The sequence below is a fragment of the Haloarcula halophila genome (assembly GCF_029278565.1).
In the GTDB taxonomy this organism is placed as follows: domain Archaea; phylum Halobacteriota; class Halobacteria; order Halobacteriales; family Haloarculaceae; genus Haloarcula; species Haloarcula halophila.
On sequence record NZ_CP119560.1, the window covers coordinates 108,838 to 135,314 of the forward strand.

23 protein-coding genes are annotated in these 26,477 nt (G+C 61.8%); 14 read left to right on the forward strand and 9 right to left on the reverse strand.

Going from position 1 to position 26,477, the window contains the following annotated elements; genetic code table 11:
- Positions 1-400: 400 nt before the first annotated feature.
- Positions 401-943, reverse strand: a complete 543-nt coding sequence (locus P0204_RS16550) for a type IV pilin domain-containing protein (protein ID WP_276223791.1) — start codon at positions 941-943, stop codon at positions 401-403.
- Positions 944-1,602: 659 nt separating this feature from the next.
- Here P0204_RS16550 and P0204_RS16555 point away from each other — a divergent pair.
- Together P0204_RS16555 and P0204_RS16560 are read left to right on the forward strand one after the other, a co-directional pair.
- Positions 1,603-2,244, forward strand: coding sequence for a cyclase family protein (locus P0204_RS16555; RefSeq protein WP_276223792.1), 642 nt, complete (start codon positions 1,603-1,605; stop codon positions 2,242-2,244).
- 271 nt (positions 2,245-2,515) lie between these two features.
- Positions 2,516-3,862, forward strand: a complete 1,347-nt coding sequence (locus tag P0204_RS16560; protein WP_276223793.1) for an RNase J family beta-CASP ribonuclease — start codon at positions 2,516-2,518, stop codon at positions 3,860-3,862.
- A gap of 398 nt (positions 3,863-4,260) precedes the next feature.
- Here P0204_RS16560 and P0204_RS16565 read toward each other — a convergent pair whose 3' ends face one another.
- The gene (locus P0204_RS16565; protein WP_276223794.1) at positions 4,261-6,378 is read right to left on the reverse strand and encodes a pentapeptide repeat-containing protein; all 2,118 of its coding nucleotides are present in this window, start codon (positions 6,376-6,378) and stop codon (positions 4,261-4,263) included.
- A 97-nt stretch (positions 6,379-6,475) separates the two neighbouring features.
- Positions 6,476-7,441: a DUF8108 domain-containing protein gene (locus P0204_RS16570; protein ID WP_276223795.1), complete on the reverse strand. Its 966-nt coding sequence runs from the start codon at positions 7,439-7,441 to the stop codon at positions 6,476-6,478.
- Between the two features lie 102 nt (positions 7,442-7,543).
- Between P0204_RS16570 and P0204_RS16575 the strand changes: the two genes are divergently transcribed.
- The 3 genes from P0204_RS16575 to P0204_RS16585 are packed head-to-tail and all read left to right on the forward strand — an operon-like array spanning position 7,544 to position 10,539.
- Positions 7,544-8,254 (forward strand): twin-arginine translocation signal domain-containing protein, encoded by a 711-nt coding sequence (locus P0204_RS16575; protein ID WP_276223796.1) that lies wholly within the window; start codon positions 7,544-7,546, stop codon positions 8,252-8,254.
- A 45-nt stretch (positions 8,255-8,299) separates the two neighbouring features.
- Positions 8,300-10,030 carry a spermidine synthase gene (locus P0204_RS16580; protein ID WP_276223797.1) on the forward strand — a complete coding sequence of 577 codons (1,731 nt, stop codon included), beginning with the start codon at positions 8,300-8,302 and terminating at the stop codon, positions 10,028-10,030.
- A complete protein-coding gene (locus P0204_RS16585) occupies positions 10,027-10,539 on the forward strand; it encodes a hypothetical protein (RefSeq protein ID WP_276223798.1) in 513 nt (170 codons plus the stop codon). The genes P0204_RS16580 and P0204_RS16585 overlap by 4 nt, the downstream gene beginning before the upstream one ends.
- 12 nt (positions 10,540-10,551) lie before the next feature.
- On the opposite strand, the gene P0204_RS16590 is transcribed toward P0204_RS16585, so the two are convergent.
- Both P0204_RS16590 and P0204_RS16595 read right to left on the reverse strand, forming a co-directional pair.
- Positions 10,552-10,962: a universal stress protein gene (locus P0204_RS16590; protein ID WP_276223799.1), complete on the reverse strand. Its 411-nt coding sequence runs from the start codon at positions 10,960-10,962 to the stop codon at positions 10,552-10,554.
- Positions 10,963-11,380: 418 nt separating this feature from the next.
- Positions 11,381-12,229 (reverse strand): DUF6517 family protein, encoded by an 849-nt coding sequence (locus P0204_RS16595; protein ID WP_276223800.1) that lies wholly within the window; start codon positions 12,227-12,229, stop codon positions 11,381-11,383.
- Between the two features lie 167 nt (positions 12,230-12,396).
- Here P0204_RS16595 and P0204_RS16600 point away from each other — a divergent pair, with 167 nt between their 5' ends.
- From P0204_RS16600 to P0204_RS16610, 3 genes are all read left to right on the forward strand, one after another.
- Positions 12,397-13,014: a hypothetical protein gene (locus P0204_RS16600; protein ID WP_276223801.1), complete on the forward strand. Its 618-nt coding sequence runs from the start codon at positions 12,397-12,399 to the stop codon at positions 13,012-13,014.
- 126 nt (positions 13,015-13,140) lie between these two features.
- Complete coding sequence (locus P0204_RS16605) at positions 13,141-13,740, forward strand: DUF5789 family protein (RefSeq protein ID WP_276223803.1); 600 nt, start codon at positions 13,141-13,143, stop codon at positions 13,738-13,740.
- Between the two features lie 72 nt (positions 13,741-13,812).
- A complete protein-coding gene (locus P0204_RS16610; protein WP_276223805.1) occupies positions 13,813-14,286 on the forward strand; it encodes a DUF7992 family protein in 474 nt (157 codons plus the stop codon).
- Positions 14,287-14,576: 290 nt separating this feature from the next.
- Here P0204_RS16610 and P0204_RS16615 read toward each other — a convergent pair whose 3' ends face one another.
- The 3 genes from P0204_RS16615 to P0204_RS16625 form a co-directional block, all read right to left on the reverse strand.
- On the reverse strand, positions 14,577-15,851 hold the full coding sequence (locus P0204_RS16615; protein WP_276223994.1) for an orc1/cdc6 family replication initiation protein: 1,275 nt from the start codon (positions 15,849-15,851) through the stop codon (positions 14,577-14,579).
- Positions 15,852-17,206: 1,355 nt separating this feature from the next.
- On the reverse strand, positions 17,207-18,115 hold the full coding sequence (locus tag P0204_RS16620; RefSeq protein WP_276223806.1) for an NAD(P)H-binding protein: 909 nt from the start codon (positions 18,113-18,115) through the stop codon (positions 17,207-17,209).
- Between the two features lie 177 nt (positions 18,116-18,292).
- Positions 18,293-19,186, reverse strand: a complete 894-nt coding sequence (locus P0204_RS16625; RefSeq protein ID WP_276223807.1) for a universal stress protein — start codon at positions 19,184-19,186, stop codon at positions 18,293-18,295.
- Positions 19,187-19,513: 327 nt separating this feature from the next.
- Between P0204_RS16625 and P0204_RS16630 the strand changes: the two genes are divergently transcribed.
- The 6 genes from P0204_RS16630 to P0204_RS16655 all read left to right on the forward strand — a co-directional run bounded on the left by P0204_RS16630 (position 19,514) and on the right by P0204_RS16655 (position 25,696).
- Entirely contained in the window at positions 19,514-20,965 is a 1,452-nt protein-coding gene (locus tag P0204_RS16630; RefSeq protein WP_276223809.1) for an ABC transporter substrate-binding protein, read from the forward strand.
- A 10-nt stretch (positions 20,966-20,975) separates the two neighbouring features.
- A complete protein-coding gene (locus P0204_RS16635) occupies positions 20,976-21,869 on the forward strand; it encodes a carbohydrate ABC transporter permease (RefSeq protein WP_276223811.1) in 894 nt (297 codons plus the stop codon).
- Between the two features lie 2 nt (positions 21,870-21,871).
- Positions 21,872-22,735: a carbohydrate ABC transporter permease gene (locus P0204_RS16640; RefSeq protein ID WP_276223812.1), complete on the forward strand. Its 864-nt coding sequence runs from the start codon at positions 21,872-21,874 to the stop codon at positions 22,733-22,735.
- Between the two features lie 5 nt (positions 22,736-22,740).
- Positions 22,741-23,895 carry an ABC transporter ATP-binding protein gene (locus P0204_RS16645; RefSeq protein WP_276223814.1) on the forward strand — a complete coding sequence of 385 codons (1,155 nt, stop codon included), beginning with the start codon at positions 22,741-22,743 and terminating at the stop codon, positions 23,893-23,895.
- Positions 23,896-24,085: 190 nt separating this feature from the next.
- Positions 24,086-24,970: an aldo/keto reductase gene (locus P0204_RS16650; protein ID WP_276223816.1), complete on the forward strand. Its 885-nt coding sequence runs from the start codon at positions 24,086-24,088 to the stop codon at positions 24,968-24,970.
- A 3-nt stretch (positions 24,971-24,973) separates the two neighbouring features.
- Positions 24,974-25,696, forward strand: a complete 723-nt coding sequence (locus P0204_RS16655) for a class I SAM-dependent methyltransferase (RefSeq protein ID WP_276223817.1) — start codon at positions 24,974-24,976, stop codon at positions 25,694-25,696.
- A 26-nt stretch (positions 25,697-25,722) separates the two neighbouring features.
- Here the strand turns inward: P0204_RS16655 and P0204_RS16660 are convergent, their stop codons facing one another.
- Positions 25,723-26,460, reverse strand: coding sequence for a DUF7260 family protein (locus P0204_RS16660; protein ID WP_276223818.1), 738 nt, complete (start codon positions 26,458-26,460; stop codon positions 25,723-25,725).
- Between the last annotated feature and the right edge of the window lie 17 nt (positions 26,461-26,477).

Consider the following 26,477-nt stretch of genomic DNA (forward strand, 5'->3'; position numbering starts at 1 on the left):
CATCGGACAGCTATCGACGAACGGACCACGACACTGTACAGAACCGAGAGGAGGTTCGTCGACGAGCGGACGTACTGTCGATGGAGAACCGCTTGCGAACACGGAGTCGTCGCTGCGGGGAGCCGTCCGCTCGTGGCGCCTATCGACGGACTCGGCGAGGTCGACGAATGACAAGCCAGAATACGCTGTACCGTCGCGAACAGCCGGACACACTGGTGATTCTCGGCGGTAGCGACATCACCGAAACGTTCCCCACATTGCCCGGGAACGCCACGAGGTCTACACCGGCCACTGGGCAACGGCTGTCGACGACGGTCAATTCGGCAATACGTCTCTCTGGTCGGCAACACACTCGACAGCGACGCTCCAGCACGTCGTCCGCTACGCCGAGGAGCGCGACTTACGATGTCGATCCCATCTCCACTGTTGTGAGTTTGTAAGTGGTATCGCCCTCTGGCTCCCCCGGATTAACACCCTCGACTGAGACGCTCGTCCAGTAGATGGAGACAGTGACGCCGTCAGCAGTTCCGTCGGGATCGACGTAGATCGTCTCCCCCGCGTCCCACGTATCTCCGATCCCGACCTGTGGTGGATTGCTCCCGCTTGCCTCGGTGAACTTCTCTCGCCTGCTTGCGTACGCATCGTTCGCAGGTGTGGAACTGCTGTTGGGGCGGCCACCGATATCGAGTGGTTTCGATCCAGACACGTAGAGCTGTTCGGTCTGTGCCGGGTCACCTGCGAGGTGCGTGATCGCGATAGCCTGTTCGCCGGCGTCCACGGCTTCCACAAACTCGCCCGATACCTCGACGTACGGTGCTTCCGACTGGATGTTAGAACCGAGGTCGAACGCGAAGACGCTGATAGTTGCACTGAGTACAACAACGACAGCGACCAGAAGAACAGTCGAGATAATCGAAGAAACAGCACGATGCCGGTGAGACATATCACAACGTATCTGCCGTTATGGTAAATAACTTGTAGGCTACTGGTGGGTCGCACTACGAGAGTGAATGAATCGGACGCGTTCTGCGTGTCTATGTCCGGATTCGACCGGCTCAGTGACGTATCGAGTTGATCGACGCGTCGTTTGTCGAGCGGCGGACTCCCGAGTGGGCGAGTCGAGTGGGCATCCGGTGTCAGTTGGCAGTCATATCGTTTCTCGGTTCAAGGAAAATTTCCGTAGGTTCGTCGTCAACGGCAGTCAGATCTCGATTCACGAGTGGATTCACAAGGTCGATCTACAGCCGAAGCCGGGGGTGACCGCGGAGCAGACGACGCGATTGGTCCTGGCCGAGCGCCACCACCGATGACAGGGGAACGACGTGCCGTTTCTCGTTGGTGATGCGGATTATCTCGGTCCCGTTATCGCTGAAAACGGCTCCCGATTTCAGACCCTCGCAGATGAAAGGGCGAATCTCGTCAAACGAGATCATTCCGACATACAGAGTCAAACATTGTCGGTTGCGGATGTTTTCAGTCATGTCGGGCTAGAGATAGCTCGAAACTGGCTCGAAGCGTTCGCTGTCCACCCAGTTCACGCCGAACTGACCACGCTAGTTCGCATACCAATAGTACATATCTCGACTCCCCCAACGGTCCGCTATGTCGTACCGAGACCTGACACAACCGGTTCGTGACGGGATGCTAGTCTTCCCCGGTGATCCAAAAGTCACACTCGACCGACACGCGACGGTGGCGGCCGATGGGTACCAGGTTCACACGCTGAACTGCGGCTCACATACAGGGACGCATGTCGACGCGCCGAGCCATTTCCTGAGCGACGGGGAGCATATCGATACGTTCCCCACCGAGCGGTTCGTCCTGGACGCGATCCTGGCCGACTGTAGCGGACGGCAACGGCGGGAACCGATCGGTCCGGAGTCGTTGCCCGCCTCCGACGCCGATGTCGTCGTTGTTCGGACCGACTGGAGCGATCATTGGGACGACCAGCAGTACCTGGAGCACCCGTATCTGACGCCCGCTGCCGCGGAGTTCTGTGTCGAACAGGGGTACGACGTGGCTATCGATACACTCAATCCCGATCCGACACCGACAGAGCGGGCCGACAGCACGGAGCCATCGGGATTTCCCGTCCACCGACAGCTCCTGAGCGAGCGATTGTTGATATTCGAGAACCTGACCGGTCTCTCCGAGCTTCCGGACCGATTCGAACTCGTCGCGTTCCCGCTCAAGCTGGCCAATAGCGACGGTGCTCCGGTTCGTGCGGTCGCTCGACTCGACTAACAGGCGGAGTCGGATTCTAAACCGTGAGGGCTTCGTCGGTAGGAGCGTAGAGTGCATCGGCCCCTCGCGTCGAGTTTACACGGAGTATTTACGTGTTGGAGTCGAATCATATGATATCCGAAAAACGCGTTGTCCCCGGGCGGGTCGTAGAACGCATACGCCTCACTGTGGCACCTCTCGATTCCACGCCACTGTCAGCCGTTCTTACCTGCTCTCCTGCTGAAGGCGCGCTCAGGGGCGAGTTCTGGGACTGCTCTGATCGGCTCTACATATGGAAATTGAAATCGCGACCGTTGGCGGGTACGAGGAAGTCGGACGACAGATGACAGCAGTGCGTGCGGGCGACGATATCGTGATCTTCGATATGGGACTCAACCTTTCGAAGGTCTTGATTCACGACAATCTCCGGACGGAAGGCATGCACTCACTGGACCTCATCGACATGGGTGCGATTCCCGACGACAGAATTCTCTCGGATCTCGATGGGACTGTCCAGGCGATCGTCCCGACACACGGCCACCTCGATCATATCGGGGCCATCTCGAAACTCGCACATCGATACGACGCACCGATCGTTTCGACGCCGTTTACCTCGGCGCTCGTCGAAGAAGAGATCGACGACGAGGACAAGTTCCACACCGACAACGACGTCGTGCAGATGAACGCCGGCGGGACGATGTCGATCGGCGAGCGGTGTGAACTCGAGTTCGTCAACGTCACACACTCGATCATCGACGCGATCAACCCGGTCCTCCACACGCCGGAAGGTGCGATCGTCTACGGGCTCGACAAACGGATGGATCACACCCCCGTTATCGGTGACCCGATCGATATGAAGCGGTTCCGGGAGATCGGCCGGGAGGGCGAGGGTGTCCTCTGTTACATCGAGGACTGTACGAACGCGAACAAGAAGGGGCGGACTCCGAGTGAGGCCGTCGCCCGTGAGCAACTCGAAGACGTCATGCTGAGTCTGGAAGACTACGACGGCGGGATCGTCGCGACGACGTTCTCCAGCCACATCGCACGTGTCACGTCGATCGTCGAGTTCGCCGAGCGTATCGGTCGGCAACCGGTGTTGCTCGGCCGGTCGATGGAACAGTACTCCGGGACCGCCGAGCGACTCGGAATCGTCGACTTTCCGGACGATCTCGGAATGTACGGTCACAGTCGCTCGGTCGATCGCGCGTTCGAGCGCGTCATGAACGAGGGCAAAGAGAACTATCTCCCCGTCGTCACCGGCCATCAGGGCGAACCGCGTGCGATGCTCACACGGATGGGCCGCGGTGAGACGCCGTACGAACTCTATCAGGGAGACAAGGTCATCTTCTCGGCACGGGTCATCCCCGAGCCGACGAACGTGGGTCAGCGCTACCAGTCCGAGAAACTGCTCGGGATGCAGGGGGCTCGGATCTACGACGACGTCCACGTCTCCGGGCACCTCCGGCAGGAAGGACACTACCAGATGCTCGACGCACTGCAACCACGGCACGTGATCCCGGCACACCAGGATATGGCCGGCTTTTCGGGCTACGTCGAGTTGGCCGGCAACCAGGGGTACAAACTCGGTCGGGACCTTCACGTGACATCGAACGGGAACACGATACAGTTGGTCGGCTGAGTCGTCAGACGGTTCTCCGGTGGAACCGCGTCGGTGGGCTCGCATATGCGATCTGACTGAGAACAGTGGGTTCCGGGATCGATCACGACGCTAGCCAACTGTGACAGTGGTCCAGAGGCAAGAGAGCGGACCGAAGCGCTGTCCGAGCGCCCGGTCTCGACATGCCCGATGCATGCGGTACCATCACTTTAGGCGGTGTCTGGCACCAGTTCCCTCAGCCGTGAGCGGCCTCATCGGGCGTCACGTCACGCGAGTAACGAAGTGGGTACACGTACCGACCCGGAGCATTTATCGGTTTCGTTCCGGTATCGGTCACGAGTTCATCGGCGCCCTGTGGTGCGAGACCTCCCTCGCTGACGGCGAACGCTCGGCGGACTGAGCAGGGGTTCGTCGGACTGTTACATCTCCGAACGCTTGATGAGTGCGTACAGTACCAACCCGCTGAGGATGACACTCAGATACACCTCTACTGCGACGAGAATCCGGGCTCCCCATCCGACGGGACCGATGTTTCCGTACCCGATCGTCAGGAACGAGATATAGCTAAAGGAGAGGAGCTTGTAGAAGGCCGCCTGGCCTTCCGGCGTCGTGAGCGCCGCAGTGACCGACACCGGCTGCGTTGCACTCGTCGAGAAGACTTGCCCACCGAACGCATAGAACAACGAGAACAGCGCCGGCGTGATGGCAAAGACGCCGAAGATCCGGAAGATCCGCATCCCGTAGCCACAGGAGATCCCCAAGAACGCGTTTTCGACGGCTCTGATCCCGTTTTTCGCGCGTGCGGTCGTCCCGGCTGACCCGTCCAGCGCGATGTTGATGTGTTTCTTCCGGGCGTACTGCTGGCGTTTGACGCGGAACTCTCCGGCGGCTTTCATGTCGCCGGCGGCCGAAGCACTGTTTTTCGCACGGAGATACGTCGCCTCGATCGCCTCCGGTGTCATCTCGACGGCGTAGCCTCGTTCGACGGGGTCCTGGAAAGTGTGGATTTTCCATTCGTTTCGGTCCAGGTAGTCGGTGTGGGCCTCGAAGTCGAACTCGTTACCGTCGAACTCGTCGAAGATGGTCTCACAGAACCGGAAGTAGTCGAACAGTTCGCGGTGGTCGCGCTCCCGCTCCGCCGAGAGGTCGATATCGCCGAGACTGACTCTGGTGAAGTCGTATCTGACCCATCCCTCGGTCGGTTGTGTGATCGATCCGCCCTGGATCGAAGCGCCGGTGAAGTTCACGTACGGGTCGTCGCCGACAGCGCGCAACAGGAACCGGGCGTCGTCGGTGAAATCTGTCCCGGAGAAATCCATCGTGGCTGTGAACTCGGTGTCGCCGAAGGAGACCGATCTGAACTTCGCTCCGGTGAACTCGGCCGCGTCGGCGAACCTGGCCCGGTCGAAGGAGACGTTCTGTTCCAGTTGGTTCGCGTGGCCCTCGAACTCGGCACCGCGGAAGTGTGCCTGCCCGTCGAAGACGCTGTCGGTGAAGAGGGCCTCCTGGTGGAACCGGGTCTCGTCGAAGTCGGCCAGGCCCGAAAAGCGTGCCTCGGTGAAGTCGGCGTCCCCGCGGAACCGCGTCTCCTGAAACGTCGTGTCGGCATCGAACGTGGTCCGTGTGAAGTTGCTGTACCGGAATTGGGCTTCCGTAAACGTCGTCGCTCCTTCGAAGGTGGCCCCTTCGAAGGAGGCGTCGTCTTCCATCGTCCGCGCCCCGCCGTTGAACACCGCACCGCGGAACTGTACCGTTCCCTGCCAGTGCGTATCGCTGAAATCAGCGTCCTCGTTGCACTCGATCTCGTCGAAGGTGGCGTCGGCTTCGAAGACGACGCCCTCGAACTCGGTGTCGTGGTCGAAGAGCACCTCGGTGAACACTACCGGGGCCTGGAACGTGGCGCCGTCGAACCGGTTGGCCTCGAAGTGGGCCTGCTCGAAGGTCGTCTCGGACTCGAAGACCGCACCGGCGAAAGAGACGTTGTCGTCGAGTTCGTTCGACTCGCCCTCGAACTGGGACCCGCGGAAGGAGGCCGGCGCCTCGAACCGAGCGTCGGCGAAGCTCGTGTCGTCGTAGAACCCCGTCTCGATGAGGTCGACCGTGTCCTCGAAGACGGCGTCGTCGAACTCCGCGTCCTGTTCGAACCGGGTCTCGTCGGCCTGGACGGTCCCGGTGAACGTCGACCCGTCGAACTCGACGTCGTACTCGAACCGTGCGTGGTAGAGAAACAGGTCGTCGATCGTACAGTCGTGAAACCGGAGAGGCATGTCGATGTCCGCCTTCTCGGCGCTGATCCCCTCCTCGAACGTACAGTTCTCGAAGACAGCGGGGTGGTTGTCGGCGCCGTGGACCACTTCGTAATCCAGGTTCAGCCCCGGGAAGGTACAGCCCTCGAAGGTCTTCTCGTCGGCCGTTCCATCGCGGAGAACCGTCTTCAGGGCGTCGTTGACCGCCTCGGTCCCGATGCCCTCGTTCTCACGCTCCTGGGGCGAGCGCGTGAGGACGGCGCGGGCCCGTGTGACGTCAGAGTCTGGCATTGCTATATAGTTCAACAGAACCGTCAAAAGTGTTTTTCCGTGACGGGAAAGATTTCTGCGGTCACGGTCGAAATCTGTTCCCCCAACGGGTGCCTCGCTACTCTAGCGCGTCGCGCCGTTCGTCCTCGGAAAGGGAGACGTGGCCGGGCGCGTGGTGACTGCAGTGCTCACACTCGTAGGAGATACCGCCGTCGTCGTAGGTTCTGACCGGGACTTTGAGCAGGAACAGCGCGTCTCGCTGTTTCCGTTCGATGACGGCGTCGGCGTTGCTACCACAGTTGGGACACCAGTCCTTGTCCGTTGCCGGTTCCTGCCAGGTGAGTTTGTGCCGGCCGAAGACGGCGTCGCTGTGGGCCTCGGATTTCGAGGTCTGGATGACCGCCTCGGGCGGGAGCGGGTCGGCATCCACTGCGTTGTCGAACCCGCTCTCGGCTGCCAGCGACTGCGAGAGATACGGACCGACACTGACAGTGTTGTCGCGGCCGACGAAAAACACCGTCACGTCGGCGTTCCGCCCCTCGATGCGGACCTCGTTGTCCCAGCCGACGACGTATACCGTGAGGTCGTGTGTCGCCTCCCTGATCGTCACCTCGTTTTTCGCACCGACGACTGAGACGCCGTCGCGGGGATCGGTCGCTTCCTTCGTGTGGTTCCAGCCGTTGACCGTGACTTCGTACTGTTCGGGGGCTTTCGTCGGTGCCGCCGAGTCGTCGTGAAAGACCTGTTCGACGCCGCCGGCGGTGACTTGTTCGGCCCCACCGTACTGGACGAACGCGTCCTCGATCTCGGTGATGACCACGTCGTCGGTGACGTCGTCGACGTAGCCGTCTTCCAGGTTCCCGGTCACAGCCGTGTCGACATCGGACCCGCCCAGCGATGGAGACCCCTCTACTGCGACATCGGTGAAGACGTACTCCGCATCGAGAAACGCCAGTTCGCCGTCGACGGCGTCGCCACGGACGTACACGTCCTCGGCTCCCCGGAGTCCGATCGTCTCCTCGCGGTGTTGCAGTCGTACGTCGCCGGAGAACTCGTCGGTTGGGGCGTTCCAATCGCCAGCCATACTTACCCCATCTACCGAAGCACGACACTTCAAACGGGGGGAAGATGATCGCCAGTTGAGATAAACGGAACTTATTTACCCCTGTACATACGTGGATGGAATATGGACAGACGATCGTTCCTCCGAAGCAGTTCGGCGTTGGTCGGAGGAGCCGCCCTGAGTTCCCTCGCCGGCTGTTTCGGCGGTAGCGGCAGCAGCTCCCCTCCACCCCGACGGGCACAGGTGTTCGAAGACGTCTCGCTGGACGGACGGCAGTTGCAGATCCAGTTCGTCTCGGACCCCAGAGTCGAATCTCGCGTCGAGACGACCGAGGGATCGCTGGCAGTGGGTCAGCTCTCCCCGGTCGGCGTCGCCAGTGGACAGAAAGGCGGCGGTGGCGCGGCGCGCGGGTCCGGATCCTACAGCAGCGCCCCGCGAGGCCGGCACGGCTGGGCGGTCTGGCACGCCGGCAACGACGACGACGACTGGCGGGAGAACCACCAAGACGAACTGCGAATGTACCCGGCCATGATCGGCGCGGCCGGCGTCGCCTATCTGGGCAGCGACCAGCGCTACGAGGACGACCCGCCGGACGCGGGGCCAGTCCCGTGGGACAAGAAGTGGGAGAACCAGCAGGACGGCGAGTCCCACACGGTCCCCCTCTCCGAAGCCGCACCCTCGGACGCCCCCCGGGAGGGGTGGTATCGCGTCGGGACGAAACTCGTCGGCGAGGAGTCCGGTACCGACTTCGGCTGGCAGGGTGCTGACTTCGAGATCGACAACGAGGGGACCTGGCAGATCGACAAGGCCTGGCACGTCCGGCCGCGCGTGTGAACCTCACCCCGGATGTCCCAGTCCGCGACCGACAGCAAGAACCAGATGGACAGTCCTGATTCTCCCCGGCGGTCGACGGTGACAGACCGGCGGTTCAAGCTCGGCTTGACCGTCGTCGTCGCCTTCTGTTCGATCGCGTACGAACTCGTCTACTCACAGTTTTTGACCGTCTTCTACGGCGGGACGGTGGTTCGGTACTCCATCACCATCGGGCTGTACATGTTCTCGCTGGGCATCGGCGCGTTGCTGTCGGGCCAGCTCGACGATCCCGAATCGAACCTCCTGCGGACCGAGGTGTATCTCTCCGTGGCCGGGCCGGTCGGGGCAGGGTTCATCATCGCGTTGAATTCCTTTCCGAACGTCGCCTTCCCGGGGAAATACACCGTCACGCTCGTCGCGGCACACCTGCCGATCATCGTGGTCGGTGTCCTCTCGGGGTTCGAGATTCCCCTGCTCGATTCACTCGTCGAGGACCGCGAGGGGTCACTGTTCTCGGCGATGGGGAGTCTCTACCCCCGCCGAGTCGTTCGTCGTGTCATGGGGCTGTTCTTCAGCGTCTCGGACTCGGAAGGCCGGTCGCTGTCCGAGGTCCTCGGCGCGGACTACATCGGGAGCCTCCTCGGGACTGTCGTCTACGCACTCGTGTTGTATCCCCGACTGGGGCTTGTCGTGACAGTGCTCGTGTTGGGGCTGCTCAACGCTCTTGCGGCCCTGGCGTTCGCGGCCTGGACGCTGACCGGCCGCTCGGAGACACTCTCCAGGCCGACCGTCGGAAACTGGCGTGCCGTACTCGTCGTTGGCCTGCTGGTGACGGGGACCTACGGCGGGCTGGTCGCCAACGGCGACGCGGTCGACCGGACGGTCACCGGTGCGTACATGGGCGATCGGATCGCCGACGAGTACCGTCCCGGTTCGGTCGAGATCGACGTACAGAGCTACGATACGACCGCCTACCAGCGGGTTACGATGTACGAGCGGCGCGTCTCGACCCACGCCGGCCCCGAGCAATGCCTGCGTCTCGATAGCGCCCTCCAGTTGTGTGATAGCTGGGTCGACTCCTACCACAGCGGTCTCGTCGACGTGCCCATGTCGATGTACGACGACCAGTCGTCGGTCGACGTGTTGCTCGTCGGCGGCGGTGACTACATCGCGGTGAACCATCTCCGGGACTACAACGTCTCGGTCGATCAAGTCGACATCGACGGGGAGTTCCTCGAATACACCAAGAACCGGAGCTACTTCGAACAGTTCCACGACGACGCCTACGAGTACGATCGACTGAACACCACCGTCGGTGACGCCTACACCTACCTCCGTGGAACCGACAAGGAGTACGATCTGATACTGCTTGACGTTCCCGGCGCGCGTAGCGACGACGCGCTCCCGTTGTACTCCCAGGAGTTCTACACGCTCTTGGATCAGCATCTGACCGATCGTGGCGTCGTCGTCTCTTGGGTGTACTCAGAGTACACCTACCCACAGCACAACAAGGCGTATCACAACACCGTCGCCGCCGCAGGATTCGACCGACACCTGCCGTACTCCGTGGTCGAGGACCTCGACGGTGACGGGGAGTACGAACGCGGGGAGCAGTTCTACGTCCTCTCGGACGGTCCCACGCCACGGCCGGATCTGGAACACGCCCGCGGAGCGTACGTCAGGAACAACGCGGATCGGTTGGGTCCCTTCGAGTGGCAGCGCCTCGCGACGTATCGTGGTATCAAGCCAAACAGCGTCTTCGATCCCAACTACGACATCATCGTCGGCTACACATGACACGAGAAACGCTCACGTTCGTCCACAGTTCGACCCCACCCACCGACGAGGTTACCGTCTACGACGAACTGACCCGGTCTTTCGTCGGTACCCAGTTCCGCTTCCGGGTGATCGGAAGCTCACACTACGTGAGCGCGTCGGAGTACGACTTCTACGAACTCTCGTCGTGTGATCCCGTCGACAGCAGTGGTGCGGTGATCCCCCTTGATACGGGTGGGGAGCGCCGCCGACTCAGCCACGAGACTGACCGGGTCAAATGCCAGACGGTGATCGAACACGAACCACTGGCAGCGTTCCCGTCCGAAGCGTCCTTCGACCTGGCGTACTGGTTCGGAGAGGACGCGGTCACGGCGATCGATCTCGGTGAGAACGGTTACGAGACCTACCACACGTATCCGGAGTACGATCTGACGCTGTACAGCCAAACCAGGTTCGTTCGACTTCCCGAGCGGGGGGAGGAACTGGTCAATGAGAGCGAGCGAACCGAACTCGCCAATCGGCCGGAGTGAGCGCCTGGCGGTTCACTCGGCCCCGACTGGGACGATCGTCACGGGAACGGTCGCCTCGTCCACGACGGCGAAGGCAGTGTTGCCCTGGGTGATGTTCTCGACGACACCTTTCGGGAGGTGGCCCATGACGATGTGGGAGATGTCGACATCGGCCGCGATATCGAGCAGTTCCTTCGCAGTCCGGGTGGCGTTGCGGTTCCCCTGGTGGGTGATGTACTCGACGGAGATGGTCGAAACGACTGTCTCGTCGCCGATGCGGTCCCGGGTCTCCTCACGGACCCGACGGGCGTCCGGGTTCGCGTCCGTCTGCTCGACGAGATGGACGATGTAGAGCTCCCGGTTCAGCCCGGCTCCCAACTCCGTCGCCACTTCGAGGACCCGATCACGCGCAGCGTCGTCAGCGATTGCTACGAGGATGGTCATGTACGGGTGTTTGTCCCGGAGGCGCATATCTCTGCTGTCGTCCAAGCAGGGACGGGCGTCGCTGTATCCCGTCCGGTGCTGTGTCTTGGTACCACTGGGTTTAATATACGAAATAATATAATAGACGTTCGGGCACGTTCCCGATATTGCGTATATACCTATAATCCGGGAGTCTGAACTGTCATCGTCGTTCGGTCACAACATATCAAAGATAGAAAAGGTACTTACGAGTGGGGCCCGTTTTCTCTGTTACAATGAACTGGAAACACCGCCGCAACGAGACCACGGCAGCACAGAAGCAGACAGAAACCCGCAGCGGGACGAAGTGGTCGTTCATCGCAGCGGCGACCGCCATCGCGTGACGGCCTCACAGACACGCGGTTTTTGAGACAGCGTCGTCGCTCGGTGAGTGGCTACATTACCGGGAGACGCCACGATGGTACGCTCTTTCCGTCGTATTTGTATCGGAAGTCGTCCGCTCGCTCTGTTGTCCGACCCCACTTGGAGTCGGTGGTGTCCCGGCGTCTGGCTCCCAGTGACGGACGTGCTCGGCGAGTCCCCCGAACTCCTCGCTCGCGTCCCCGGACGCCGGTGTGACACCGACGAGCATCACCAGATCACCCTCGTGGATCACCCTGGCGACGTAGACGGTAACGTTGACCGGATCAGCCTCGGGTGAGGCGACGACAGAGCCACCGAGCCGAGACATCTGAGTGTCCTGTCCGACCATCCGGACGGGGCTGTCGCTACGGACAGTCAGGTCCGTGACGTTGGTCACGTTCGACGGCAAGTAGGCCTCTCCCTGGTCGATGAAGAATCCGGACTGGTTCAAGACACGAGGGTCCGACCCATAGACCAGTGGGTTGAACGCGACCGGCCCGAGTTCGAGCGAGGACATCGAGACGACCGTCACCACAGAGGTGTTTGCCACGTCGACCGTCGCGTTCCCACTGGTCGGTGTCTCCGAGGGGGGACCTGCCGTCTGGTTCTCCGTCGAGAGTCCAGTTACGTACGTACTCACCCAGACTCTGAGACTCACGTTTCGGCCGACCCCCGGGACCGGGCTGTAGCTGGCGTTGAACGACGTGGTGTTCAACGACGTGTACCCCGCCTCGGAAACTGCCGGTTCTTCCACTGTCGCCGGTCGCGAATCGTAGAAGAGCAGCGGGCTGTCGTCGGTGACGACCAGCCAGCCGCCGACGAACACGGTCGCGATCACTACCAGAAACCCGACGGCGATCCCGAGGAAGAGGAGTTTCCAGTTCATACCCATGGTATCACTCCCCAAGGGTATGACGTTTATCTGTGACAATACCCAAACCACACGGTATCACCGCGATAAGCGGGAGCAAAGGTCGTCTAGACAGGAAAGACGTATATAGAAGGTCCGGCGTACCATGCTCAGTAAGTACCGGCCCGATTATGGCACCAGAGATGAACGAAGACAGGATCACCACTGCATTGCTCTCCGACTCAGCGTATGAGCGCGTCCGCTACGAGCGACACTCGTACTTCCGGCAGACAGTCCCGCGGACACTCGCGCTGCAGAGTGCGTCGCTCGGGATGCTAGCGCTTGTCCTCCCGATGTACGGACTCTATCCGACCAGCGCGACACAGTTCCTCCCGGCGATCGACCCAGTAGTCGCCTCACCGAAGGTCCTGTTGATGGGCGTGTTCGGCGGTCTCTTTCAGCTTATCGGTGCTGTACTGCTCGTCGGATCGGTATTCTATCGGGTCTCGAAGGCACCGTTGACAGAGGAGCAGGCCCACAGCGTCCTCAACGTGGAGGACTTCGCCCGGTACGTGGCGTTGGGTACGGGTGGAGTGGCGATCCTCGTAGCCACGCTGCTCTTTGCGATCGGCCTCGGCGGAGCCAGTGCGATCGAGTCCTACGTCGCAGTGATGGGACGGAACCCGTTCGCGGCGTCCGGACTAGGGATCTCGGTCAGTACCGTTTCGCTCCTGGCGTTCGTCTCTAGTGTCGTCGTCTTCTACGCCGGTCGGTTCCTGGCTGTCGAGATCGCTCTGTCACGTCTCAATCGACAGAACTGACTCCTGTGTCCCGTTACGACGCTGAGAGTGATGATTTACACTTCGATAGAGGGGTGTGCCCTCCGGAGAGATTCTGGACCGTGTCCCGACCACAGACCTATCAGTCTTGGGAACGTATCAATCAGGATGGCAGACGATAAGAGCGGCCGAGACAAGCAAGCACGAGACGCCGAGGAACGCCAGCGGGAACGTGAACTCGCTACGGAACTGGAGCGTGGCGACGAAGTAGAACCACCGGTGGACCCGGCGGAACTCACCGGGTTCGAGGCGGAACTCGAAGCGCTGACGTTCCCAACGACGGGGGTAGCGGTTGTGGCCGCGATCGGCGATCACGAGATCGAATCCACCGGGGGACGCTACAGTATCGCAGAGCTACTCCCCGAGACGGACGTGGAGACGTTTGACTCCCCGGATGCCATCCGGGTACAGGTACAGCGGCCGACAGTCGCCGCAGCGATGAAACAGGTCGTAGAAGCCAGCGAGACGGTTCGGAATGCGGAGTTCAGTTGGTCACAGCGCAAGGCCTACGAGAAGACCTTCGAGGAACTCGAATCGATCGACGCCGATGACGACGACGAGGGAATCCAGGTCATCAGCGATTGGATCACCGAGCGAGTTCGTGACAAAGAACGACTCCCGTCTTCCCGGGCGGTACGCCGAGAAGCGGCGAAATTCTGTCGGACGAACGGCTATCAGGTACGAGACGACGAGTGGCTCGGGGTATAACCCGACGATGTCCGTCGTTACTCGGTTGGAATCGTCTGTGGGCTTTATTGTGTTACCGGCGAAATCAGTTGTATGACACTCGATATAGCTGTCCCGGAACCACCGGATCTCTCGAACCGAGGAACCCCACGCGGGTTTGAGTGGGAAGAGGAGACACTCGGCTCGGAGGACTTCTACCGCGAGGACATCGAGGATCTGCTTCAGGAAGGAGCGTGGAAGGAGGGGTTCAGCGAATGGGCCGAGTACACGAGTCTCGATGAAACGCACGGGCGAACTGTCGACGATCTCGGCCTGTTCCAATCGTTCGACTTCTATTGGGACCCGAGCGAGGATCGCCTTCGCTTCGACGCCCCCACGATCTCGGACGACTGGCGGGAGCAGGAGGCGACCGAGTCGCTCGATTCGAGCACAGTTTCGATGATCGACGGTGAGTTGGACGATCTCGGCCGAGCGGTACAGGAGATGCTGGAAGACTACCTCGAACGGAACGACGAGGAGTCCGACTACGGGTGGGGTGAAGACACAGCCGGCAACCGCGAGGAGTGAGTCCAGTCGTCATAGCGGTTTCGGCGGCCGCCATCGAAGCGACGACAGCACCGTCATCGAATCCGAACCTCCCGAATCCCGGATGGGCTCCGAGTTGACGGGGTCTGCTCGGAGGGTCGATAGGCGCTCCCACACAGCGTGCTCGGGAGCCGGCCGAACACATCGATAGAGGGGTCTCCCGAACCCGGAGTCGTTCACTGATGGGAAACGACCCGGTGAAACGGAACACTTCGATAACGGTGTGTGTCAGACACAAATCGGCGTCAAGAGCATACACCCACAGCAACGACTCACGTTTCGTTGCGGAGTTGCGCGGTGACGACACTCTGTACTTCGTCGGAGGCGGCGACTTCGATCCGGGAATCCTCCCGGAGCGTCTCTAGGATCGTTGCCGGTCGCTCACCGAACTGGAATTCCAGAAACATCCCGGAGCTCGGACCGTGGCTTCGGCGCTCGAAGTCGACCAGCGAGTAGGTCGTCATCTCTTTCATCTTGTTGACGTAGGTCTCCTGATGATACTGGTCGGCGTCGATCGACTCAGTAAGGAATTGGTACACCTTGTAACCAGTCGTGCTACGGGCCGTACCGTCTTCCGTCTGTTCTGCGACGGCCGCTGTAGCGTAGAGACAGAGTTTCTTTTGCTGGCTGATCCCTCGAACGACCTCCAGAACGCGGTTTTTCTCGACCTTGTCCTGGGCAGCCCTGACGTGTCGTTCACGGACCCGCTCGTCACCTTGGCGCTCTGCGAGTTCGCCGGCGACCCGCATGAGGTCGATCGCCTTACGCGCGTCGCCGTGAGTCTGTGCGGCGAACGCCGCCGCGAGCGGAATGACGTCGTCGTCCAGGACGTCTTCGTGGAAGGCATCACGCCGCCGACGGAGGATCGCCTGGAGTTGATTGGCGTCGTAGTCGTCGAAGTGGACGTCCTCCGGCGTGAACGAGCTCAGTGCGCGGCTCCCGACGGACTCCATCATCTTCGTGTCGTTCGAGATCGCGACGACGGAAAGATACGCCGTCAGTTCGTCGTTGGCACCCGCCCGCGAGAGTTGATAGAGAAGGCGGGAAAACGCCGGTTCCTGTTTGTCGCGACGACCGACGAGCATATCTAACTCGTCGAGGACGAAGACGACCGAGTCGAAGTTCTCGTTGACGATCCGGAACAGTTCGTCCCACTTCTCTTTGGTCGCGACACCGTGTTTCGGGACCTCTACCTCGACGCCCGCTTCGTCTGCTGCACGGCAGGCGAGTTCGTAGACACCGACGCCCAGCGTGTCGATGTCCTGGCAGTTCACTTCGACGGTTCCGAACCGGATATCCCGGGACTCACAGATCCGACTGATGTTTTTACAGACTGCCTTGGTTATCAGCGATTTGCCGGTCCCCGAGGGACCGTATAGAAAGAGGTTCGGCGGCCGGTTGTCCCCGAGCGCGACCCTGAGCATCTTGGTGACTTCCTGCAGTTGCCTGTCCCGGCCGACGATCCGGTCTTCCGCAACGACGTGGTTCGGGTCGATGAGCGATCGATCCCGGATCAGTCCTTCCTGTTCGTCGAACTCCAGAAGCATCTCCTCGATCGACTGAGATCCAGTGTCCGACTGTGACTCCGATTCGGCCGATAGCTCGTCGGGCGACGAGTCGACGGTCGCTTCCGACGAGTCGACAGCATCCTGTTGCTCCGTAGGTGGCGGATCGGACTGTTCCTCCGAACTACCGATCCGCTCCGAGAGACTCGTCTGTTCCCCGTCCCCCCCGTTCGACGCCGCACGGCCCTCGGTGTTGTCCTGGGCGTCGTCCGTGTCCATGTCAGTTCCCAACGACGCTGGGCTTAAATAACTTCCCCACCCCTATCGATATGAAATACCGCTTCTCAGGAGGTTCACAGTCATTTCAGACGAGTGTGAGCGAGAGGGGCGGTAGATACGAGGGGTGGTCCGACGATGTGTGTCCTCCTGATGGGTGGGAACAGACACACCCCTCTATCGATGTGTTCGGGAGTAATGGGGGGGAGGGGTCAAAACGTCCGTCCAAACGGAGGGAACGTTCCAACTAGATCTACGATACGCGAGGGATACCAGGCCTGAAAGGGATGTTTCGGGTGTTCTCCGGAGTGAACCTATACTTCTAAATCAGCCAGTGAAGCGCTCTCTCTCCGGTCTTATCTCGTTCGTTCTTCTTCTAGTCGGTTCTAGCTAGCTAGTTCTAGTAGTGGACCCACACACACCTCTATCGAAGTGTTCAATCTGTACCTCCCTTCGTGTATCTCCATGGACAGACCACTGGACTCATCCATCTCTCACTCCATCATTCTCAACACTCCAAAGTTGCTTTGCTAGGTCTGCTACTGCCTATTATATACACTCTGTTTATCCTTCCCGGTTCTGCCCGTCCCTTCCATCTGACTAGTCGGCCCGGACCGGTGCCATCGTCCGACCCACACGATCGTCCTGAACACATCGATAGAGGGGTGTGTCTGTGCCGGCCGTCTCTCCATCGGTGGACGGGCAATCCCTCGACCAGACACCGTACTCACCAGTTTTGCCGTTTGAACCAGTGGTTTTCACCTCTGGCCTCTTTGTCGAGAAGACGTTCTCTGACTCTCCAACTGCTTCGGATCGCTCGTGAGTCTCTGTCTGATTCGATACGGCGACAGATCGATAGAGGTGTGTGGCCCTCCCTCTATCCCGGGAAAATACCCGTTGGAACACTTCGATAGAGGTGTGTCTGGTGGGTCTGGACGGACCCACTCGTATCCGAACACATCGATAGAGGTGTGTGGCGGTCGCCGTTGGCGGATAGCTTAACCAACAAGCCCGGATTGTCCCGGAGATTGTTGGTTAACACTTCACTCCCGATCTACCACCTCCCGATAGCGTCTTACAACCCGATCGCGACGCACTCAGGTCTGCCGAGCTGCCACTGATCAGGCTGGGGAACGTTCCCGCCGCCGAGCGGTACCGTCTTCGAGCGACCGCCGCACAGCCTCCTCGAATGCAGTCAATTCGACGTCGACGTAGTCGGTGATGCTATCGTCGGTGACCACGACCCTGTTCTTTAGCCCGTTGACGAGGGGTTTGGCCACACCGACGGGTACGTCGGTGACGAGCCCCAGCCACCGTGCCGACAGACCTGGCGTCAGCACTGGGACCGGGAGGATGAGCGGTCGCCGGCCGACGTGGAGCTTCGCGGTCCGGACGAGGATGTCCTGGTAAGTCAACACTTCCGGACCACCGATTTCGAAGGTCCGGCCGGCTGTGGCCGGCGCTTCTAATACTCCGACGAGATAGGCGATCACGTCGTCGATGTAGATCGGCTGACAGTCCGTCCGGACCCAACTCGGCGTCACCATCACGGGCAATCGCTCGGTGAGTTGCCGGATCACGGTGAAGCTGGCCGACCCGTCGCCGATGACGATGGCGGCCCTGAGCGCCGTCAGTGCGGCCTCCCCCTCACCGAGTAGCTGTTCGACCTCCCGCCTAGAGCGCAGGTGTTCCGAGAGATCCGCGTCGTCGTCACCCAGGCCACCGAGATAGATGATCCGACCGATCCCTGCCGCGTCGACGGCCTCGACGAAGTTCCGGGCTGCCCGGCGGTCGAGTTCGGAGAAGTCCCCGTCGGCGCCCATCGAGTGGATCAGATAGTACGCCGCATCGGCGGGTGGCAGTTTGAGATTCGAATCGAGTACGTCCCCCTCACGTACTTCGACCCCGGATGGCGGGTCGTACTCGCTGGGATCCCGAACCATCGCGACCACCTTGTGACCGGCTTCCAATAACGCAGGGACGAGATGGCCACCGACGAACCCGGTCGCTCCCGTCACGAGGACGCGCATATCCCTTGGTTGTTACTGGCGATAGTTAATTCCGCCCCCGGAACGGAAGCACGGATTCGCGAGGGCGACATAGTCACCGTGGCGTCTGAACCCCTTTTCCCTGTCTGAGAATTCCTCGGAACACGGCTGAGATCCGTACTACACGTGGTCGAGACCTATTCGGACGAACAAGCACCGTTATTCTGCTGTGGTGTCCCGAGCGTTGACCGCGACCACCGGGACCGATGCGTGTCTGATGACTCGTTCGGTCGTACTCCCGAGGAGAAACCTGCTGAGACCGGTCTGGCCGGCCGTCCCCATGGTCAGTAGATCGATCCCGTGCTCCTCGGCGTAGTCGAGGATATCGCGTGCGGGATACCCCTCCAGGACCTCGGTCTCGACAGTACAGCCTGCCTCTCGGATTCGGTCGGCCGCGGAGTCGACTGCCGACTGGCCGTTCTCGCGTAACGTCTGCAACAATCCAACAGGGAGTGGCTGGTCAGGGCCGCTCGATACTGCACCGAGGTTGACGACGTTGATCACGTGGACGGTGGCGTCGAAAGCACTCGCCAGGGCGAGACAGTGATCGACGGTGGCTGTGGCCCGTTCGCTCCCGTCGGTGGGAAAGAGAATGTCGTCGTAGCCGGAGACCGGGGCGTCGTCGTCCTGTGCCCGAACAGTAAGGACGGGGACTGGCGACTGCCGGACCACGTCTTCTGTGACACTCCCCGCGACGAAGCGGCGGACACCCGTCCGGCCGTGGGTCCCCATACTCACGAGGTCGATATCGCGACTCTCGACGAAGTCGAGGATGGCATCCGAGGGCGACCCCTCCACGACGTGTCCCTCCACCGACTCGGCCGCTGTGAGTGCCTCGATCGCGTCGATCGATTCCCGTCCTCTCTCACGCAGTCGCTCGACGTAGTCGTCAGTGACACCCCCGGCGTTGATCGGCCCGGCCGCGGCGTCCACGTCGACAACGGTGAGAACGTGAACAGTCGCGTCGAAAGCGTCTGCGAGTGCGAGCGCGTGTGCTGCCGCGCGGAGCGCGTGATCGCTGCCGTCTGTCGGAACGAGGATGGTATCGTACATGGCTGGAATCACTGAAGGGCGGCCTCGAACCCCCTCTATGGCTGTAATCGACGGTTCGACGGGACCTGTGTTAAGCGTTCGTGGTCGGAAACTGATCCGACGGACGACTGCCCCATACCGGGAGAGCACCGACGTGGACGTGCGTTAGACGGGCCACACGACCGACTCTGTTCACCCTCCCTCTCGACGGTGACACTCCAGAGACGGATATATACTCTCAATAGTAGTTTTTCGGGAACAATAGCGAAAAAACCCGACATACCACTCAATACTGATATATGTAGCTCATAGCACAGTTAATGGGTCCATGGTTGCCGCATGTAGGTGATGGCACGCAGTACGAAGTCCGGAGATGGCGTATCGAGACGACAGTTCGTTACCGGCGCGGGCGCGGTCGGCGTCGCCGCACTCGCCGGCTGTACCGGCGGGAGCGGCGAATCGAGTGACGGTGGAAGCGGCGGTTCGAGTGACGGTGGGAGCGGCGGTTCGAACGACGGCGGGAGCACCGGCGGGAGCGGCGGTGGTTCGTCGAACACGATCGAGTTCTGGCACATCTTCGGTGACGAACTCGGATCGACGCTGGAAGATATGGCCGGTGAGTTCTCCCAGCAAACCGACGGGGTGACCATCGAGGCGGTCAACAACGGCGGGTACCGGCAGAACCTCAATCAGGCGCTCCAGGCCTCGCGAGCAGGTGACCCGCCCGGAATCATCCAGATCTTCGAGATCGGGACACGGCTGGCGCTGGACAGCGGTGCGTTCACGCCCATCGGCGAGATCCTGCCCCAGGACCAGATGAACCTCGACGACTTCCTCCCCTCGGTCCTGAACTACTACCGGATCGACGGGACCCTCAACTCGATGCCGTTCAACTCCTCGAACACGATCATGCTGTACAACAAAACCGCCTTCGAGGAGGCCGGTCTCGATCCCGAGTCCCCGCCACGATCGCTGGCGGAGGTCCGCAGCGCGGCCGAGACCATCGTCGATCAGACGGAGATGGAGCAGGGGATCACCTGGCCCAACCACACGTGGATGCAGGTCGAACAGCAGTTCGCCAAACAGGACCAGACCCTCGTCAACAACCAGAACGGCCGCTCGGGACGTCCCACCCAGACGAACTTCGACAGCGAAGCGGGCCGGAACGTCTACAACTGGTGGAAGGAGATGGCCGACGCAGGGCTGTATCTGAACCCGGGCATCGAGGCCTGGGGCGAAGCGCGTCAGGCGTTCCTGACCGGGAAAGTCCCGATGTTGTGGGACTCGACCTCGAACATGGTCTCGATGAAATCCGGCGCACAGGAGAACGGCTTCGAACTCGGGTCGGCGTATCTCCCGACCCCCGACGGCGACAACACCGGCGTCGTCATCGGCGGGGGATCGCTGTGGGTCCCCGACGCGCTCTCAGACGAGAAGAAGGAAGCCGCTGGAGAGTTCGTCGCTCACCTGACTGGGACCGAGCAACAGGCTCGCTGGCACCGCAACAGCGGCTACTTCCCCGTCCGACAGAGCGCGATCGACCAACTGACCGACGACGGCTGGTTCGAGGAGAACCCCAACTTCCGGACCGCCTTCGACCAACTCCAGGACACACAGGACACTCCCGCGACGCGGGGTGCCGTGATGGGCGTGTTCCCCGAAGCGCGAACGATCAACGAGGAGCTCTCCGTCAGCATCATCAACGGCGAGGTCGGGGTCCAGGAAGGACTCTCGGAGATGGACACGCAGGTCGAAGAGGCGCTCAGCGGCTACAGCGGGAACTACGACGGTAGCGAATAACCACGGGAGCATGTCGACCCAAACGAAACCGTACGATTCCATCCCGCAGGCTGCCGTTCTCCTCCTCCCGACAGCGGTGGTGCTGGTCGCGTTCCTCTACTATCCGGGTCTGGAGACGTTCCGGCTGAGCCTGTACGAGACGCTGTTTCTGGGCCAACAGACCAACTGGGTCGGCCTCGGGAACTTCGCCGAGCTAGCGACCTCGTCGGCCTACCACAACAGTTTCCTGATCACGGTCCTGTTCGCGGCGATCGTCGTCGTCGGGACCCTCTCGCTGTCGCTCGTGATCAGCTACATGCTCTTTCACGTCGAGGTCGGTTCCTCGACGTATCTCGTCGCGGCCATCTGGCCGTACGCGCTCCCACCGGCTGTAGCGGCTATCCTGCTGAACTTCCTCCTCCATCCGAACCTCGGTATCTTCACCCACTATCTGGAACTGCTGACGCCGTTCACGCTCGATTGGTTCAACAGCGGCCCCCAGGCGTTCGGGGTCGTCGCGGTCGTCGCCATCTGGAAGCAGTTGGGCTACAACATCATCTTCCTCGTGGCGGCACTGAACAACGTCCCCGAGAGCCTCCGGGAGACGGCACGGATCGACGGCGTCGGGCACCTCCGACTGCTGTACAAGGTGTATATCCCGCTCGTCTCCCCGACGCTCGTCTTCCTCGCCGTGATGAACACGATCTACTCCTTCTTCTCGACGTTCCCGCTCGTGGACCTGATGACCAGCGGCGGACCGAGCGACGCGACGAACTTCCTCATCTTCAAGCTCTACCGTGACGCCTTCGAGTTCAGCAGTCTGGGCCTGGCGTCGGCCGAATCAGTCGTGCTGTTCGTCCTCGTGGCGATCCTGATGTACGGGCAGATCAGACTCTCGGACGAGTACGCACAGTACGGGGTGTGACAATGGGAACGAAAACACAACAGACGACAGTTGCCGACGCGGTCGAGACACGGCTCCCGGGGAACCTCACGATGCACGCCGGACTCGTCGGGGCTATCGCTCTGATGTCGGCCCCCCTCGTGCTCGCGCTCGTGATGAGCACCCAGACCACCACCGAGGTGTACCAGGTGACGAACCTCGGCATCGGCAGTCAGGGACTCAGCAACTACCAGACGGCGCTCACGGAGTACGGGTTCGCGAACTACATGCTCAACTCGCTCGTGATGAGCGTCGTCATCGTGGTCGGCAAGGTCACCCTGTCACTGCTTGCCGCCCTGGCGCTCGTCTACTACGACTTCCCCTTCCAGCGAGGGGTGTTCATGTTCGTCCTGCTGACGCTGTTGCTTCCCGTCCCGGTCCGGATCGTTCCGCTGTTCCAGCTGATGGCGGACCTGGGGTGGACGAACACCCTGCTGGCGCTGACCGGCCCCTACATCGCCAGTGCGACCGCCGTCTTCCTGTTCCGACAGCATTTCATGTCGATCCCCTCGTCGCTGGTCGAGGCGGCACGCCTCGACGGGGTCGGGCCGCTGACGTTCTTGGTCAAGGTGTTGATCCCGATGTCCCGGGGAATGATCGCCGGCGTCGCCGTCATCACGTTCATCTACGCTTGGAACCAGTTCCTCTGGCCGCTGGTCGCGGTCACGGACAAGAGTAGCCAGGTCGTCCAGGTCGGGATTCGCTACATCCAGGGATCGGCTCAGGCCGGACTCACGCGGTGGGGCCTGATCATGGCCGGCGCGGTGTTGGCACTCCTGCCACCGCTGCTCGTCCTGATCGCACTCCATCGGCCGCTCCTCGAAACGTTCGCTATCCAGCAGAAGTGAGAGTCATGAGCACGATCGAACTACAGAACCTACAGAAGCGATACGACGACGTTCGCGCGGTGAAAGGCATCGATCTGACGGTCCGTGACGGCGAGTTTCTCGTCGTCGTCGGCCCCTCCGGCTGTGGGAAGTCGACCACGCTGCGGACGATCGCCGGCCTCGAATCGGCGACCGACGGGGAGATACTGCTCGGCGGCGAGGTGGTCACCGACCGACCACCCAAGGAGCGGAGCGTCGCGATGGTGTTCCAGAACTACGCGCTGTACCCGCACATGTCCGCGGCCCAGAACATGCGTTTCGGGATGAAATCCGTCGGCGACTACTCGACCGAGGAGATCGAGCGTCGGGTCGATGACGCCGCCGAGACGCTCGACATCGAGGACCTACTGGACCGGAAACCCGAGGCGCTGTCCGGCGGCGAGCGCCAGCGCGTGGCGATCGGCCGCGCGCTCGTCCGTGAACCCGACGTGTTCCTGCTGGACGAACCCCTCTCGAACCTCGACGCGAAGCTCCGGGTCCAGATGCGGGCCGAACTCCTGAAACTCCACCGCGATCTGGACGCCACGACAGTGTACGTCACCCACGATCAAACCGAGGCGATGACACTCGGTGACCGCGTCGCGGTGTTGAACGAGGGTCGGTTACAGCAGGTCGCAGCCCCACAGGAACTCTACGACTACCCGGCCAACCGGTTCGTCGCGGAGTTCGTCGGCGAACCGGCGATGAACGTGTTCACGACCGGCCTTCGACACCACGACGAACGAGTGGTCGTCGACCACGACGGGTTCACGGTCACGCTTCCCGCGGCGGACCGCATCCCGGCGACCGACGACGAAGTCGCCTTCGGCGTCCGTCCCGAAGACATCTCTCTGGCAGCGAACTGTCCGTCCGGTTCGGAGACGTTCACGGCGACCGTCACCGTCCGGGAACCACTCGGCGAGTTGTTGTTGCTACACTGTGACGTCGGTGGTGGCGAACTCCGGACCAAGGTCGAACCCCGGAGCGAGATCTACCCCGGCGACACCGTCGAACTCGGGTTCGACGACGACCGGCTCCACCTGTTCGACATCGAGTCGGGGGAAGCGCTGTATCACTCGGCACCACAACCGGCGGGAACCAGCGTGGAACCCAGCGACGCCGTGCCGACGCAGTCCCGGTAAGGTTCCGGGGATCGACCGTTTTCCAGCGAAACTTGTCCGTGTCATTCCCTTTCTCTCTGCCTACACAGTATAGCTATACCGTATCACTATTTTGGTACGCCCGTTCGCCGTCGCCGGTGAGAAACCGACCGGGGACGGACCCACAGCGGACACGACCAACTGTTATGCCTCCGGACCTGTATGATCCGGTATGGAGACGAGACCACTCGGCGACACCGGACACGACAGCAGCGTCATGACCTTCGGTGCGATCGCGCTCAGCTTGCTAGAACAGGAGGGTGCCAACCAGATGGTCGAACTGGTGTTGGACCACGGCGTCAACCACTTCGACGTGGCACCGGCCTACGGCGACGCGGAGCTGAAACTCGGACCGAAACTCCGCCAGCACCGCGAGGATATCTTCCTGGGCTGTAAGACACAGGAGCGAGGGTACGAGGGCGCGAAACGGAAACTAGACCGTTCGCTGGACCGGCTCGGCGTCGATCACATCGACCTCTATCAGGTCCACGGCCTGGAGTACGACTCGGAACTCGACGAGATCACGGGCGAGGACGGGGCGTTGCGGGCGTTCCGGGAGGCCAAGGAGACCGGAAAGATCGGCCATATCGGACTCACGAGCCACGGCAACCCCGGGCTGATTCGCGATGCGATCGATCGCATCGACGACCTGGAGACGCTGATGTTCCCGCTGAACCCGGTGGTCGTCGGAAAAGACGACGCCGAACACGACTACGCCGGAGTGTTACAGGCCGCCGAGGAAGCCGGGATCGGGACGCTCGGGATCAAAGCGTTCGCGAAGGGTCGGTGGCCCTCGACCGACGACCTCCCCGAGACCGACCGGCCGTACGCGAACTGGTACGAACCGGTCGACTCCCCCGAGGAGATCGCCGAACGGTTCGACTTCGCCGCCTCGCGTGGCCTGACAAGCGTCGTCAGCCCCGGCGACCCGAAACTGGTCGCGATGGTCCTCCAGGCCGCCAGTCAGTACGACGGCATGGACGAGGCGGCCCAGCGCTCGCTCGTCGAACGGCTCCGCCACGACGAGAGCCCGGTGCCGGAACAACTCCACCACTGAGGGATGGACGTTCCCGAGACGGTCCGGGCGGCGCTGGCGGATGTCTCCGTCGAGGGCACGACGTGTCTGGAAGCCGGCGCCGGCGTCGGAAACACGACGGCCGGGCTGCTCGGGGCCGGTGCACGGCGGGTGTACGCGGTGACCAAAGATCGGGACCACGCCCGGACGGTCCGTGAGCGGGTCGGCCACGCCGACGGCAGACTCCACGTCCTTCAGGCCGACCTCAGATCCCTCCCCGTCGATGCCGAGACGGTCGACGTGATCACGGCCCACGGACTCTGTAACGTCCTCCCACCGGCCGCCCTCGACGCTGTCGTCACGGAGCTGTCCCGCGTCGCTACCCCGGGCTGTCGGCTCGTGGTCGACGACTACGACCCGCCGCCGGCGGACTCGGGCGTCAGCACGCTGTTCGGGCTGGAGAACGCAGCTGCGAACGCTACTACCGGGACGCCGGCACTCTCGTTTTACCCGTCCGGGGCGCTCCGACGCTGGTTCGAAGGTGCCGGCTGGGAGTTCCAGCGCGAGCGGACGCTGCTCGATCCGGTGCCGTGGACACGCTCACATCTGTCGGCACACACGGCGGTGATCGAGGAGTTGGCTGCCGAAGACGGGTCGGCGCACCTCCGATCGCTCCGCGACAGGGCGAGATCCCTCGTCGAGGGGATCGAACAGGAATCGGTCGGTCGGATGTACAGCCTCGCGTTTACCTTTCCGGACGCCGACTGAGTTGGGCACTACCACCAGCTACCGTCTCACTCGACAACGACGGCGTCCTGCAACCGTGCGACAGCAGTCAGGACCGGGAACGTCCAGGGTTGGTCGGCGTAGAGGTGGACACAGAGCGAGCGGCCGTCGATCGGCGACGGGGAGATCCGCCCGTGGACGACGGACTGCCGGTCCCGGATAATCTCGTCGAGTCGAGTTTCGAACTCCGCCTTGTACCAGTCCTGGATGAGCACGTCGTCGAGTCCCTCGACGATCTCTTTGATCGCACTGTCGGCTGTCGCGAGCGCGGTGGCTTCCTCGGCGAGTACGTCCGCGTAGGCAGTCCGGTCGTCGATCGTCCGATCGATTGCGGTCAGAAGCGCAGACCGTTGCTGGGGAGTGATCGTGTTCGTGGGCGAGTCGACGACTGCTGCGGCGGGATCTCCGAGTTCGGCGAGCATGTGTTGCGACAGCGACTCGTCGTAGACCGCCTCGTAGTGTGGAACGCTCATCACAGTCGATTCGAAGGTCTCACACAGTCGCTCGACTTGGTCGGGCTGACTGTCGAGACCGACGACGGACCGCTGACGCTTCGACGGCGACACTGTGACGGGACGGAGGTCGGCCACCGCCGTCCTGAACGCTTCGAAGGCCGACCGCTCGGCCGCGATCTCCTCGCGTTCCCGGGCGACTCTGCCTTGTGCGTCGGATATGGGCTCTCTAACGTGGTGTCTGAAGACCCTGAGATACTGTCGTGGGCCGTCAGGGAGGGTGGTTTCGGCCATGTCTATGTTATGGATTA

Coding starts and splice junctions, on each gene's coding strand:
- P0204_RS16550 (WP_276223791.1), bottom strand. CDS start 943: ATGTCTCACCGGCATCGTGCTGTTTCTTCGATTATCTCGACTGTTCTT.
- P0204_RS16555 (WP_276223792.1), top strand. CDS start 1,603: ATGTCGTACCGAGACCTGACACAACCGGTTCGTGACGGGATGCTAGTC.
- P0204_RS16560 (WP_276223793.1), top strand. CDS start 2,516: ATGGAAATTGAAATCGCGACCGTTGGCGGGTACGAGGAAGTCGGACGA.
- P0204_RS16565 (WP_276223794.1), bottom strand. CDS start 6,378: ATGCCAGACTCTGACGTCACACGGGCCCGCGCCGTCCTCACGCGCTCG.
- P0204_RS16570 (WP_276223795.1), bottom strand. CDS start 7,441: ATGGCTGGCGATTGGAACGCCCCAACCGACGAGTTCTCCGGCGACGTA.
- P0204_RS16575 (WP_276223796.1), top strand. CDS start 7,544: ATGGACAGACGATCGTTCCTCCGAAGCAGTTCGGCGTTGGTCGGAGGA.
- P0204_RS16580 (WP_276223797.1), top strand. CDS start 8,300: ATGGACAGTCCTGATTCTCCCCGGCGGTCGACGGTGACAGACCGGCGG.
- P0204_RS16585 (WP_276223798.1), top strand. CDS start 10,027: ATGACACGAGAAACGCTCACGTTCGTCCACAGTTCGACCCCACCCACC.
- P0204_RS16590 (WP_276223799.1), bottom strand. CDS start 10,962: ATGACCATCCTCGTAGCAATCGCTGACGACGCTGCGCGTGATCGGGTC.
- P0204_RS16595 (WP_276223800.1), bottom strand. CDS start 12,229: ATGAACTGGAAACTCCTCTTCCTCGGGATCGCCGTCGGGTTTCTGGTA.
- P0204_RS16600 (WP_276223801.1), top strand. CDS start 12,397: ATGAACGAAGACAGGATCACCACTGCATTGCTCTCCGACTCAGCGTAT.
- P0204_RS16605 (WP_276223803.1), top strand. CDS start 13,141: ATGGCAGACGATAAGAGCGGCCGAGACAAGCAAGCACGAGACGCCGAG.
- P0204_RS16610 (WP_276223805.1), top strand. CDS start 13,813: ATGACACTCGATATAGCTGTCCCGGAACCACCGGATCTCTCGAACCGA.
- P0204_RS16615 (WP_276223994.1), bottom strand. CDS start 15,851: ATGCTTCTGGAGTTCGACGAACAGGAAGGACTGATCCGGGATCGATCG.
- P0204_RS16620 (WP_276223806.1), bottom strand. CDS start 18,115: ATGCGCGTCCTCGTGACGGGAGCGACCGGGTTCGTCGGTGGCCATCTC.
- P0204_RS16625 (WP_276223807.1), bottom strand. CDS start 19,186: ATGTACGATACCATCCTCGTTCCGACAGACGGCAGCGATCACGCGCTC.
- P0204_RS16630 (WP_276223809.1), top strand. CDS start 19,514: ATGGCACGCAGTACGAAGTCCGGAGATGGCGTATCGAGACGACAGTTC.
- P0204_RS16635 (WP_276223811.1), top strand. CDS start 20,976: ATGTCGACCCAAACGAAACCGTACGATTCCATCCCGCAGGCTGCCGTT.
- P0204_RS16640 (WP_276223812.1), top strand. CDS start 21,872: ATGGGAACGAAAACACAACAGACGACAGTTGCCGACGCGGTCGAGACA.
- P0204_RS16645 (WP_276223814.1), top strand. CDS start 22,741: ATGAGCACGATCGAACTACAGAACCTACAGAAGCGATACGACGACGTT.
- P0204_RS16650 (WP_276223816.1), top strand. CDS start 24,086: ATGGAGACGAGACCACTCGGCGACACCGGACACGACAGCAGCGTCATG.
- P0204_RS16655 (WP_276223817.1), top strand. CDS start 24,974: ATGGACGTTCCCGAGACGGTCCGGGCGGCGCTGGCGGATGTCTCCGTC.
- P0204_RS16660 (WP_276223818.1), bottom strand. CDS start 26,460: ATGGCCGAAACCACCCTCCCTGACGGCCCACGACAGTATCTCAGGGTC.